This window comes from Cupriavidus sp. 01L415 (genome assembly GCF_056400065.1).
Window position 1 is genome coordinate 111,683 of record NZ_JBFTSP010000004.1, and the last position, 12,832, is coordinate 124,514.

The 12,832-nt window shown below is 65.7% G+C and carries 8 protein-coding genes; 4 read left to right on the plus strand and 4 right to left on the minus strand.

What is annotated here, in order from left to right:
- Window positions 1–86 precede the first annotated feature (86 nt).
- The 4 genes from AC1DOX_RS10455 to loiP all read right to left on the minus strand — a co-directional run bounded on the left by AC1DOX_RS10455 (window position 87) and on the right by loiP (window position 6,236).
- The gene (locus AC1DOX_RS10455; RefSeq protein ID WP_441615806.1) at window positions 87–1,712 is read right to left on the minus strand and encodes a bifunctional aspartate transaminase/aspartate 4-decarboxylase; all 1,626 of its coding nucleotides are present in this window, start codon (window positions 1,710–1,712) and stop codon (window positions 87–89) included.
- A gap of 77 nt (window positions 1,713–1,789) precedes the next feature.
- Window positions 1,790–3,475 carry an aspartate-alanine antiporter gene (gene aspT, locus AC1DOX_RS10460; protein WP_441615808.1) on the minus strand — a complete coding sequence of 562 codons (1,686 nt, stop codon included), beginning with the start codon at window positions 3,473–3,475 and terminating at the stop codon, window positions 1,790–1,792.
- A gap of 78 nt (window positions 3,476–3,553) precedes the next feature.
- Window positions 3,554–5,251: an aspartate-alanine antiporter gene (gene aspT / locus AC1DOX_RS10465; protein WP_477101326.1), complete on the minus strand. Its 1,698-nt coding sequence runs from the start codon at window positions 5,249–5,251 to the stop codon at window positions 3,554–3,556.
- Window positions 5,252–5,486: 235 nt separating this feature from the next.
- Window positions 5,487–6,236 carry a metalloprotease LoiP gene (gene loiP / locus AC1DOX_RS10470; protein WP_441615812.1) on the minus strand — a complete coding sequence of 250 codons (750 nt, stop codon included), beginning with the start codon at window positions 6,234–6,236 and terminating at the stop codon, window positions 5,487–5,489.
- Between the two features lie 299 nt (window positions 6,237–6,535).
- On the opposite strand from loiP, the gene AC1DOX_RS10475 reads away from it, so the two are divergent.
- From AC1DOX_RS10475 to AC1DOX_RS10490, 4 genes are all read left to right on the plus strand, one after another.
- Entirely contained in the window at window positions 6,536–7,045 is a 510-nt protein-coding gene (locus AC1DOX_RS10475) for a sigma-70 family RNA polymerase sigma factor (RefSeq protein WP_092135124.1), read from the plus strand.
- 6 nt (window positions 7,046–7,051) lie between these two features.
- The gene (locus AC1DOX_RS10480) at window positions 7,052–8,080 is read left to right on the plus strand and encodes a FecR domain-containing protein (protein ID WP_441615815.1); all 1,029 of its coding nucleotides are present in this window, start codon (window positions 7,052–7,054) and stop codon (window positions 8,078–8,080) included.
- A gap of 106 nt (window positions 8,081–8,186) precedes the next feature.
- The gene (locus AC1DOX_RS10485) at window positions 8,187–10,406 is read left to right on the plus strand and encodes a TonB-dependent receptor (protein ID WP_441615817.1); all 2,220 of its coding nucleotides are present in this window, start codon (window positions 8,187–8,189) and stop codon (window positions 10,404–10,406) included.
- A gap of 10 nt (window positions 10,407–10,416) precedes the next feature.
- A complete protein-coding gene (locus AC1DOX_RS10490; RefSeq protein ID WP_441615819.1) occupies window positions 10,417–12,828 on the plus strand; it encodes a TonB-dependent siderophore receptor in 2,412 nt (803 codons plus the stop codon).
- Window positions 12,829–12,832: the final 4 nt, after the last annotated feature.

The following is a 12,832-nucleotide window of genomic DNA, read 5'->3' on the forward strand; positions in this document are numbered from 1 at the left end:
GAACGACCCCGAAACTAGGGCTGCCCATCTGGTCGAAAGCCTCCCCCGCGCAGGCGGGAGAGGCCTTTCTTCGGCGAATGCGCGACCTACTTCTTCGTCACGTTCTTGTTCGCCTTGCTTCCCGTCGCCTGGTTGTACCGCTCCACATACTCCTCGAACAGCTTGCGGATCGACTTGCCGATCTTCGCGTAGTCGGACTCGTTGAGGTTGGCCAACGACACGCGGCCGGACGGATGCCGTGTGCCAAATCCGCGGCCCGGCAGCAGCACCACGCTTGCCTCCTCGGCCAGCCTGAACAGCAGCTCCATCGGCTCCACCGACTTCATCACCCATTTCACGAAGTCCGGGCCTACGGCCTTGCCGCCCAGCTGCTCGATATCGAGCAGCGTGTAGTAGTCGACCACGTTCGGGTCATCGTCTTCCGGCGCGATGCCGATCTCGCGGTACAGCGCAGCCTTGCGATTGCGGATCAGGCGCTTCATCGCCTGCTTGTAGGCGTCCGGCGTATCCATCAGCGAGAACAGCGAGAACAGCACCATCTGCACCTGCTGCGGCGTGGACAGCCCCGCCGTGTGGTTCAGCGCCACCGTGCGGCTGTCGGCCACCAGTCGGTCGATGAACTTGAGCGTGTCCGGCGTGGTCGTGATCGAGTTGTAGCGCTTGTGCAGCTGCTTGCGCTGGTCCTCCGGCAGGGCGGCCAGCTTCTGGTCGAAGATGTTGTCCTGGTGCGTGGCGATGACGCCCAGCCGCCAGCCCGTTGCGCCGAAGTATTTCGAGAACGAGTACACGAGGATCGTGTTGCGCGGACATAGCGCGAACAGCGAGACGAAGTTGTCCGCGAACGTGCCGTACACGTCGTCGGTGAGGATGATCAGGTCCGGGCGCGAGTCGACGATCGAGGCCAGATACTCCAGGCTTTCGTCGCTCATCCTCACTGACGGCGGGTTGCTCGGATTGACCAGGAAGAAGGCCTTGACCTTCGGGTCGCGCAGCTTGTCGAGTTCCTTGTTCGAGTATTGCCAGCGCGCATTGGGGTCCGCATCGATATTCAGTTCTACGAGCTGGTAATCGTTGAGTTCGGGAATCTCGATATATGGCGTGAAGATCGGCATGCCCAGCGCAATGGTGTCGCCAGCCTTGAGTAGATGGTTCTCTCGCATCGAGTTGAACAGGTAGGTCATCGCGGCCGTGCCGCCTTCCACCGCGAACAGATCGAAGTCGCCGATGAACGGTTGCTTGCCGATCATCTCCTTGCGGATGTACTGGCCGACGATCACTTCCGACAGCTTGAGCATGCGGTCCGGCACCGGGTAGTTGCAGGCAAGAATGCCTTCACACATTTCATACAGGAAGTCGCCCGCGCTCAGGCCCAGCTGGTCGCGTACGTAGGACACCGCGCCGGCCAGGAAGCGCACGCCCGGCACATCGTCGTATTTGCGCGCGAACAGATCAAAGCGTTCCTCGATACCTTCGCGGCGCGGAAAGCCTCCCACGCCTTCTGGCATGTACGAGAACGACCGCTCCGATTCGCGCATCGCGAAGAGGCCGAGTTGCCAGAAGCCGTGGCGCGGCACGGTGGCGAGGAAGTTGGGATTGCCGCGCCCGGCGTTCAGCATCAGGCGGTTGGCGTTGCCTTTGGCCAGCTTGATCAGCTCGTCCTTGAGTTCGAACGGCGAGAGGCTGGACAGCGTGGAGAGATCCGGTTTGCTCATGGCGTTGCTCCTCTGGGAATCGGTGGGCCGACTGAGAACGATGCCGGCCCGGAAACATCGACAGGAAAGGCGATGCGCTAGACAAGTCCGACCACGAGCGGGCCGAGCAGTGTCAGCAGCACGTTGGCCAGCGCGTACGTGATGGCGAATGGCACGGTGGGTACCGGGCTTTCCGCCTTATCGAGAATGCCGCCGAAGGCGGGATTGGCACTGCGCGAGCCCGCCAGCGCGCCGGCCAGTAGCGCGGCGTTGTTGTACTTGAGCACGTAGCGGCCAAACAGCATGGTCAGGAACAGCGGCAACAGCGTCACCACCGCCCCCAGCAGGAAGATCGTCACACCGCTTTCGCGCAGCGTGCTGACCGCCTGCAACCCCGAGTTGATGCCGACGATGGCCACGAAGGCCGCCAGGCCAAAGTCCTTCAACAACTGGCAGGCTGCCGTCGGCATGGCGCCGTACATCTGGTGCTTGGACCGCGCCCAGCCGAACACCAGACCCGACAGCAGCGCGCCGCCGCCGGAGCCGAGCGTGAGCGGAATCGAGCCGACGCGCACCACCAGCAGGCCGATCAGCAGCCCGACCAGCACGCCGGCGCCGAAGTAGACGAAGTCGGTTTTCTCGCTCGGAACCAGCTCATACCCCGCGCGCTCCACGGCACGCTTGGTGTCGGCGGGTGTGCCGTAGAACGTGACGATGTCGCCGTGCTGGAGCTTGAGGTCTGGCAGGATCGGCAGCGCGTTGTTGAAACGCTCGATCCGCTCCAGATACACACCGTGGCGCATCTCGCGGCTGATGTTGGCGACGATCTCGCCCAGCGGCTTGTTGTTCAGCCCCTTGCGCGTGAACACGGCGCGGCGCGTCTGCATCACCATGCCCATGCCTTCGGCGTCGGCCACTTCATTGCCGATCACCAGCGCCGTCGGCACCATGGCGTCGCGCCGGCCCACCAGCAGGACCAGGTCATCGGCCTGCAGCACGGTGTCCTGCGCGACCTCGAGGGCCTTGCCGGCGCGCTGGATCTTCTCCACGGTGACCAGATCCTCGCCGCCGATTTCCACCTGCGACACGGTCTTGCCTGCCGCGCCGGTGACGCGGAACAGACGCCCCACCAGGCGCGGCAGTGCGCCGACCTGGCCGGGGCCGAACTGCGGCAGGCCGCCCTGCATCTCGGCCTCCACCTTCTTGGCGTCGGCTTTCAGGTCGGCACCCATGAAGCGCGGCAGAATATTCACGCAGACGATGATCGCGCCGAGCGACCCGAACACGTACGTCACCGCGTAGCCGATGGCGACGTTGGCCTGCAGCGTCTTCACCTGGTCCGGCGGTAAGCCGAGCTTGGTGATCGCGTCGCCGGCCGTGCCGATGATGGCCGACTGCGTCATGCCGCCCGCCGCCAGGCCGGCGGCCAGGCCCTTGTCCAGGTGGAACAGCTTGGCCAGGACCACGATCGTTATCAGGCCCGCCACCGCCATGAACACCGACATGGCGATCTCGCGCAGCGAGTTGCGGTTCAGCGAGTTGAAGAACTGCGGACCGCTTTCATAGCCCACGGCGTAGATGAACACGGCGAACATCACCGCCTTGACGCCGTTGTCGATTTCCACGCCAACCTGGCTGATGACCACGGCCGCCAGCAGCGACCCGGCCACGCCGCCCAGCTGGAACTTGCCGAACGTGATCTTGCCGATGGCATACCCGACGGCCAGCGACAGGAACAGCGCTGACTCGGGTGACTTTTGAAAGATAGTGTGCAACCAATCCATGGGACCTCCTGATACGCGTGACGAAGGTTGGTGACTCTTGCGCAGGCCGCTTGTGGCGACCGGTGCACGATGGATGCGCTAGTGCGCCGCCAGGGCGCTGGCCATCACGACAGCGATGGGGCCCAGCAACGGCAGCAGGACATTGGAAATGGCGTAGGTGATCGTGTAGCCGATGACGGGCGTGCCGTTGCCGGCGGCGTTGGTCAGCGCCATGATCGTCGGCGTGCTGCAATGCTGGCCGGCCACGGCACCCAGCAGGATCGGCATGTCGAGCTTCAGCCAGCGCCGCCCGATATACAGCGATACCGCCGCCGGGATGATGGAGACCAGTACACCGGCCACGGGCAGCAGCAGGCCGAACTTCTCGATCAGGAGCAGCGCGTCGCGGCCGGCGGAAAGACCCACGGCGGCGATGAAGGTGGCCAGCCCGAAGTCCTTCAGGATTTCCGCCGCCGGGGCCGGCAGCGATCCCATCACCGGAAAGCGCGCACGCAGCCAGCCGAATGCGAGCCCCGCCACCAGGCATCCACCGCCGGTGCCGAGCGTGAGATCCACCTGGCCGATCTTCATGCTCAGCGAGCCAAGCAGCATGCCCAGCAGCACGCCGATGCCGAGGAAGACGAAATCGGTGCGGATGGTCGGCGTGACGGCGTAGCCCAGTTCGGGCACCACGCGCCGGATGGCTTCGTCGGGGCCGGACAACGTGAGGACGTCGCCGCGCTCCAGTACGGTTTCGGGCAGCGTCGGCACGCGATGCTGCATGCGGGTGATGCCGGCAAGAAAGACGCCGCGCCCCATGCCCACGTCCACCGCCTGGCGCAGCCGTGTGATCGTCAGGCCCACGACCTCGCGCCGCGTCAGCAGCACGGCCTGCTCAGCCTGAATCACGGCATCCATTCCCGGCTCTTCGGGCATTTCCGGGCCCACGGCGGCGGCGAACGGAATCATGGCGTCGCGCCGGCCGACGGCCAGCACGATATCGCCCGCGTGCAGGACTTCATCGGGCGAAGGCTTGATCGTCTCGCCATCGCGACGAATACGCCGGATGGTGACGCCGAGCGCCACCTGCCGCTCGGCCTCCAGCACGTGCATGCCGGCCACGCCCTCCACGCGCAGCACGCGCGCCACCAACAGCGGCAAGGCGGCGGTCTGGCCCTCTTGCATGTCGTTTTGCCCGCCGAGCTTGTGCCAGAGACGTGTGGCGGATTCGCGCAGGTTCTCGCGCAGCAACCACGGTGCCAGCTGACTGGTGAACAAGACGATGGCGATCAGTCCGAACAGGTAGGTGACGCTGTAGGCGGTGACGATGTTGGTTTGCAGCACGCGCACGGCGTCTGGCGTCAGGGTCAGTCGCGCGATGGCCTCGGACGCGGTCCCGATCACGGCCGATTCCGTGGCGGCGCCGGCCAGCAATCCGGCAGCGGTGCCCGGATCGAGGCGCATCAGCGGCACGGCAATGGCCAGCAGCGCCAGCAGCACGAAGACTTCGACGAGCGACAGTACGCCGATGCGCCATTCACGCGCCACGTTGGCAAAGAACTGGGGTCCGCCCGTGAATCCGAGCGCAAAGATGAACACGGCGAAGGCGACGTTCTTGACATCGTCATCGAGCCGCACGCCGGTTTGGCCGATGACGAGCGACGCGATGAGCGTGCCGCAGATGCCGCCGAGCTGGAACGGACCAAAGCGGATTGCACCCACGGCATGTCCGACGGCGAGGGCCAGGAAAAGCGCAATCTCGGGTTGTCTGGCGAGGAGGGCGAATGCGGATTCCATGGCGCGGCGGGGGCCTCCATTGGCTCATGGCATTGCCGTGCAGAGACCCGCCGGCGTGAAGCATTATCCGCGTGGGGTTGTGGCGCGCGTAGTGAAAGCTTTCGAGCGCGTATTAAGCGCAATCAAACCGACGGCGATCGGCAAGGGTGCCGAAAGGAAACGGAAAGGGAACGGCAAGAAAGCCGGATGCGGCGCTGCGGCGCGACCAGTGGCCGCGCCGCAGCATGCTTGCGTGTTACTTGCCGCTGGCGATGCGATCCTGGATGTGCTGGGCGCGCGCGGCCGAGCCCGGATGCGAGCTCATGAGGCTGGACTGGCCTCCGTCAAGCTTCGCCAGTTTCTGGAACGCGGTAACCAGTGCCTGGCGGTTGGCGCCGTTCTTGGTCAGCAGGTCGAACGAGTAGTCATCGGCCTGGCTTTCCTGGCGCTGGGAAAACTGGGCATTGATGAACTGCTCGCCGAGTTCACCCAATTGGGAGGATGACAGCGCGGTCAGCGTGGCGCTGCTGGTGGACCCCAGCAACCCGCGCGCTGCTGCGGTGGTGTAGGCCACCTGCATCGCCGCCTTGGTATGCCCCAATGCCACGTGGCCGATCTCGTGGCCGAGCACGCCGCGGACTTCATCGTCGCTCATCATGTCCATCAGCCCGCTATAGACGCGCACGCAACCGTTGGCCATCGCCCAGGCGTTGATGTCCTTGGTCACATACACCTTGGCGTCCAGCGGCAGCCCGGTGTTCTTGAGCCCGCTCATGATGGTGACCAGGCGTTTGGAATAGGTGCTGTCTGGCGTGGCCAGCGTGTTCTTCTTGTCCATTTCCGCGCACGACTGGTCGGACAGTTGCTTGACGTTGGCGTCCGACAGCGTGGCCGCCGTGAACAGGCTGCCGCCGGCCTGGGACAGGCTGTCGTAGTTGGCACCGGCACAGCCGGCCAGCAGCAGCGCGCAGCCCATGGCGGCGCCAGTAGCGATGAAGCGCTTCATGATCGGTTCCCTGAAAGTCGACGTTATGGTTTGCGGACATCTGGCGCGCATGTCCGATGCCGCAGGCTAGGAGCATAGGCAACGAAGCCGGGGGTGCGCCAGTGGAGTCCGTCCGACATGGACCGACCAGAATCGGCGTTCTCTGATTGCGGCGGGGTGGGGGACGAGGGTTGCAAGCGTGCGGGGCTCGGCGGGGCATCTTGCGAAACTGGCTTGAATTGCCTTAAGATAAGAACAATTCTCATTTACATTGTCGCGCTCACCGTTGGCGGGGCCCGAGACAACCGAAGGTTCTGCAGATGGGCGGCGCCGACTCCACACTCCAGCAGCAGGTTCACACCCTTTATAGCGATCACCACCGGTGGTTGCAGGGGTGGCTGCGCCGTCAGCTTGGCAATGCCTGCGATGCTGCCGATCTCGCCCAGGACGTATTCCTGCGCCTTTTACGGCGGGAACCCTGCGATATTCGCGAGCCGCGCACCTATCTGAGCACCATCGCGCGCGGGTTGGTCATCGAACACTGGCGTCGCCGCGAACTGGAACTGGCCTGGCTGGAGACGCTGGCACAACTGCCCGAACCGCAAGCTCCGTCGCCGGAGAGTCGTCTTCAGTTCCTGGAGACGCTGATCGCGATCGACCGCATGCTCGATGCGCTGAAACCCCAGGTGCGCACCGCATTCCTGTGGGCGCAGCTCGAAGGGCTGACGTGTCGCCAGATTGGCGAGCGCCTGGGTGTGTCGCTTGCCACTGCGGAACGCTATGTCGCCACCGCGCTGCGCCACTGCTACACGCTGCGCTTTGGTGGGTGAGCCCCGATGACTGATCGCGGCAGGCCTGTGCAGCAGCCTGAGCCCTCTGTTCCGTCAGATATTGTCGACCAGGCCATCCGCTGGGCGGTCAAGCTCGACTTCGGCGAGAGCAATGCGGCTGCGCAGAAGGCCTTTGGACAATGGATCGACGCCAGTCCGCTGCATCGGCTGGCCTGGCAGCGTGTGCAGGGCCTGAAGGACGATTTCAGCCGGATGCCGCCGGCCCTCGCGCTGGATACGCTGAAGGCCGTGAGCGATCGTCGTGGCACGCACCGCATCAAGCGGCGCCAGGCGCTCAAGATCCTGGCGCTGGCCGGCGTCTCGGTGCTCGCTGCCGGCACCGCGCACGAGCGGGCACCCTGGCAGCGTTTGCTGGCCGATGCCAGCACCGCCACTGGCGAACAGCGCATGGTGCAGCTCGACGACGGCAGCACGATCGTGCTGAATACCGATACCGCGATCAGCACAAGCCTCCATGCCGAGCGCCGCGTCGTCACGTTGCGGCGCGGGGAGATTCTGGTTGCCACCGGGCGCGATTCGCGAATCGCAACCGCCCGTGGCGCGGCCCGGCCGTTCTGGGTGGAAACGCCGTTCGGCGGACTGCACGCGCTGGGCACGCGCTTCGTGGTGCGGCTGGAGGACGGCCGTGCGCGCGTCAGCGTGCTCGAGGGCGCGGTAGCCCTGCATCCCGCGAACGGTCGGGCTGACGACCGCAACGCCAACGTGGCGCAACCCGGCACAAGCTGGTGGCTGGCACCCGACGGCAGTACACCGGCGCCAGCCCGGCCCTTTACAGAAGACGGCTGGGCCGAAGGCGTGATCGCTGGCAACGACATGCGTCTGGCGGACCTGCTGGCCGAGCTGTCGCGCTACCGCAGCGGACGCATCGTCTGCGATCCACGCGTGGTGGACCTGCGCGTGTCCGGCGCGTTTCAGGTGGGCGACACCGATCGGGCGCTGGCATTCCTTGCGCAGGCGCAGCCCATCGACATCCGCTACCGCACGCGTTTCTGGGTCAGCGTGGGCCCGCGCTGAACGACGATGCCAGGGGTGCCAGAAGAATTTTCAGAAACAATGAGGGGATTTCGATTCTCGACCGGCCTACAGCGTAGGAACCCGAAACTTATCGCTGCCGGAGAGAATGATGTCTGTATTGTGTTGTGCCAACGCTCACCTTTCACCGCTGCCTCGCGTGGCGTGCCCATCGCGGCCCAGGCCGCTGGCAGTCGCGCTGCGCCGTGCCTGCGTCTGCCTGACATTGGGGGCGACCGTGGCACCGGTTGAAGTGCTGGCGCAGGCCGCCGACCCGCAAACGCTGCCTGCCGTGACCGTCAGCGCCAGCGCCGATAGTGCCGGTAACCTGCCTGACGCGTACGCGGGTGGCCAGGTGGCGCGCGGCGGCCGGCTCGGGCTGCTGGGCAACAAGGGCGTGATGGACGCCCCGTTCGCGACGACCAACTACACGGCGCAGCGCATGGAAGACCAGCAGGCCGTGACGCTGGCGGAAGTACTGGGGAGCGACCCATCCGCGCGCTTCACGGGCCAGATTGGCGGCGTGACCGATTCGTTCTACATCCGCGGCTTTCCGATCAACGAGGGTAACCTGTCCGAGGTGGCCTTCGACGGCGTCTACGGCGTTTCCCCCAACTACCATCTCTTCACTGAGTACCTGGAGCGGGTCGAGGTGCTCAAGGGCCCGGCCGCGTTGCTGTATGGCATGTCGCCCAACAGCGGCGTGGGCGGTGTGGTCAACGTGGTGCCCAAGCGGGCGCTGGCCACAGACCTGACGCGCTTCACGCTCGACTACGCTTCCGACGCGCAGGTGGGCGGAGCCGTTGACCTGAGCCGTCGCTTCGGCGAGAAGCGCGAGTGGGGGGTGCGGTTCAACGGCTTGCACCGCCAGGGCCCGACGCCGCTGGACAACCAGAAATCGCGCGCCGAAGTGGCCGCGTTGTCGCTGGACTATCAGGGCGACCGCCTGCGCGCCTCGCTCGACGTGATCGAGCAATACCAGTGGATCGATGCGCCGACGCGCCCGTTCCTCGTTGCCGCCGGCGTGGAGGTGCCGTCGGCACCGGATGGCCGGCGCAATGTCTCGCAGCCGTGGGGCTGGTGGAAGTCCAACGATGTCTCGACGCTGCTGCGCGCCGAGTACGATCTCACGGACAACATTACCATCTTTGCCGATACCGGTGGCACCCGTTCCGACGTCGCGCGCTTCTCCGACCAGACTCCCAGCATCCTGAACGCCAGCGGTGACACCTCGGCCTTGCCGCAGAACTGGAAGTTCCAGATCAATCGCTCCTCGTTCGATACCGGCGTGCGGGCCAAATTCGAGACCGGCCCCGTCAAGCATGCGCTGGCGCTGCAGGCCAACCTTTATATGGATCGCTTCGCGAGCGCCAACAATGCGGGCACCGCGGTGCGCTCGAATATCTACAACCCGGTGGCCGGCCCCGAGCAGAACGTGGCCGCGCCGAGCTTTGTACCCAAGGTGTCCGACTCGACGCTGTCCGGCGTGGCGCTGGCCGACATGCTGAGCGGGTTCGACGATCGGTTGCAGCTGACGTTCGGCCTACGCTACCAGCAGGTGAAGTCCGGCAACTACAGCAGCAATGGCGTCAAGACGGCCTCGTATGACGAGAGTGCCGTTACGCCGCTCGCAGGTATCGTGTACAAGCCCTGGCAGCATGTGTCGCTGTACGCCAACTACGTGGAAGGCCTGAGCAAGGGTGACATCGCGCCAGCCACCGCGTCGAATGCGGGCCAGGTATTCGCGCCATACAAGACCAAGCAGCAAGAGGTTGGCGTGAAGCTCGACGCCGGCAAGGTCATGGCCACGCTGGCTGTATTCCGCATGACCAAGCCCAGCGGACAGCTGTTCGGCACGGTCTATGCGATCGACAGCGAACAGCGCAACCAGGGCGTTGAGCTCGCGCTGTCCGGCGAGGCATACAGGGGCGTGCGCCTGATTGGTGGCGTGACGCTGCTGGACGGGGAGCTGACCCAGACCAACAGCGCGGCCACCCTTGGCAATCGCCCCGTTGGGGTGCCCAAGGTGATGGCCAACGCCGGCGCCGAATGGGACCTGCCGTGGGTGCAGGGACTGACGCTGACCGGCGCGGTGAACTACACCGGGAACGCCTACGTCAATCAGGCGAATACTCAGCACGTACCGTCGTGGACCACGGTGGATCTGGGCGCGCGCTACCGAACCAAGGTCAGCGGTCATGCGACCACCTTCCGCGCGGCGCTGATCAACGCCTTCGACCGCAACTACTGGTCCGGTGTGGCGTCATACGGCACCATTTCGCAGGGCGCTCCGCGCACCGTCATGGCGTCTGTGGCAGTGGACTTCTGAGCGGAGAGGCGTGGGCAAGTCGCCGTCGCACCGATCCCCGGCCACGGCGTCGTGGCGTACGCGCTGCGCGGCGGCCACGGCAGGCGCACTGCTTGCCGTCTCGATGTTGGCTGGCGGCGCGCCGTCGGCACGGGCGCAAGACAACGGGCGTGTCGCCGACATGCGCGCTTTCGCCATCGCGCCCGGTCCGCTCACGGTCACGCTGAACCGCTTTGCCAGCGCCGCCGGCATCAATCTCTCCTACGATGCCGCGCAACTGGCCGATGTCCGCAGCGACGGCCTGCATGGCAGCTACTCCGTGGCCGATGGTTTTCGCGTGCTGCTGGCGGGCAGCGGACTGGAGGCGGTGCCGATGGCCGGCGGCGGCTACACCGTGCGGCGCGTCGCCGTGCAAGGCGGCCTTGCGCCGGACACGCTGCCCGAAGTTCTTGTCATCGGCAAACATGACAGCGAGCCGCCACCCCTGGCGGGTGGACAGGTAGCGCAAGGCGTGCGTCTGGGTTTGCTCGGTAACACCGACAACATGGACGCGCCCTTCAACGCCGTGGGATATACCGCGGAGTTCATCGAGAACCAGCAGGCACGCACCGTGGGCGACGTGCTGGCCAACGATGCATCGGTGCGCTACGTCAGCCAGCCCGGCGGGATTCTTGATGCCTTCAGCATCCGCGGTTTTCCGGTCGGCAACGGCAACTTCGGCGAGATCGCGTTCGATGGCGTCTACGGCGTGGCTTCCAACTATCGCGTGTCCACCAGCTATGTCGAACGTGTGGAACTGATCAAGGGACCCACGGCGATGCTCATCGGCATGGCGCCCAGCGGCAGCGTGGGAGGCGGCATCAATATCCTGCCCAAGCGCGCAGGTTCCGTCGACATATCCCGAGTCACGGCCGACTATGCGGCGGCTTCGCAGTTCGGCGGCAGCGTGGATATCAGCCGCCGGCTGGGCGGTGCGCGCCCGTTTGGCATCCGCTTCAACGGCAGCTATCTCGGTGGCGGCACCGCGCTCGACAACCAGTCGCGCCGCGCCACGTCGGGAGCGCTCGCGCTGGATGTGATCGACCAGCGCGAGCGGATCTCGGCGCCGTCGCGGCTACTGCATATCGTGCCAGGCATCGCCGTGCCCGAAGCGCCCGATGGACGCCGGAATATCTCGCAGCCGTGGGAGCAATCCCATATCCGCGACAACTCGCTGCTCTTCCGCGCCGAGTACGACGTAGCCAACGGCGTGACGTGCTTCGCCAACGGTGGCGGTGGGCAGACGCGCGTGGCGCGGCTGTTTGCGATCACACCCACCATCATCGATGCAGCGGGCGATGTGGCAGTGACCGACTCCAACTACCGCTTCCATGTGGCGCGCGTCAGCGCCGACACCGGCCTGCGCGCGCGCTTCGAGACCGGACCGGTGAGTCACCAGCTGAGCGTCGTGGCCAGCGGCTACCACGACCGGCTTGGACGCAGCTTCAACACCGCGAGCACGACTTCGCTGACCAATCTCTACGCGCCCGCGATGCTGCCGTTTCAGGACGTGCCGGCGCCATCGAGCGTGCCGACGGTGTCGAAGACAACGCTGGCGGGCGTGGCGCTGGCCGATACGCTTTCGGTGCTCGATCGCCGCTTGCAGCTGACGCTGGGTCTGCGCCATCAGCGCGTGCAGTCGGACAACGTCAATCCCGACGGCGCGCCGGGCTCGCGCTACGACCAGGGTGCGTGGACACCGCTGGTGGGGCTGGTGGTCCGGCCCTGGCAAGCGGTGTCGTTTTACGCCAATCGCATCGAGGGGCTCAGCAAGGGCGATATCGCGCCAGGCAGCGCGGGCAATGCCGGGGAAGTGTTCGCGCCGTACAAGTCGCGGCAATACGAGGTCGGGGTGAAACTGGAGCAGGGCGGCATGCGTGCGACGCTCAGCGCATTCCAGATCACCAAGCCAGGCGGGGAGCTTGCCGGATCGATGTTCGCGATCAACGGCGAGCAGCGTAACCGGGGCCTCGAGTTTGGCCTGTACGGTGAGCCCACCAGACATGTGCGGCTGCTGGCCAGCGCGACGCTGCTCGACGCCACCATCACGCGCGACGCCGACGCGGGAACGGTGGGCAAGACCGCGATCGGCGCCCCGAGATTGCAGGTCAACTTCGGCGCCGAATGGGATGCCGTCTGGCTGCCAGGTCTGACGCTGAGCGGTGCGCTGGCCTATACGGGGCGCCAGTATGTCGACCAGTCCAACACCCAAAGCGTGCCAGCCTGGACCCGGGTGGATCTGGGAGCACGCTACCGGACGAGGGTGGCTGGCAAGGAAACCACCTTTCGTCTCGCTGTGCGCAACGTGTTTGACCGCCACTATTGGGCGGCGGTGGACAGCTACGGTGGCCTGGCCATCGCCGAGCCGCGCGCGCTGATGCTGTCGGCGACGGCGGCCTTCTGAGGCG

Bases quoted from the DNA above. Each gene is read 5' to 3' on its own strand.
- AC1DOX_RS10455 (WP_441615806.1), bottom strand. From the start codon at position 1,712: ATGAGCAAACCGGATCTCTCCACGCTGTCCAGCCTCTCGCCGTTCGAA.
- aspT (WP_441615808.1), bottom strand. From the start codon at position 3,475: ATGGATTGGTTGCACACTATCTTTCAAAAGTCACCCGAGTCAGCGCTG.
- aspT (WP_477101326.1), bottom strand. From the start codon at position 5,251: ATGGAATCCGCATTCGCCCTCCTCGCCAGACAACCCGAGATTGCGCTT.
- loiP (WP_441615812.1), bottom strand. From the start codon at position 6,236: ATGAAGCGCTTCATCGCTACTGGCGCCGCCATGGGCTGCGCGCTGCTG.
- AC1DOX_RS10475 (WP_092135124.1), top strand. From the start codon at position 6,536: ATGGGCGGCGCCGACTCCACACTCCAGCAGCAGGTTCACACCCTTTAT.
- AC1DOX_RS10480 (WP_441615815.1), top strand. From the start codon at position 7,052: ATGACTGATCGCGGCAGGCCTGTGCAGCAGCCTGAGCCCTCTGTTCCG.
- AC1DOX_RS10485 (WP_441615817.1), top strand. From the start codon at position 8,187: ATGATGTCTGTATTGTGTTGTGCCAACGCTCACCTTTCACCGCTGCCT.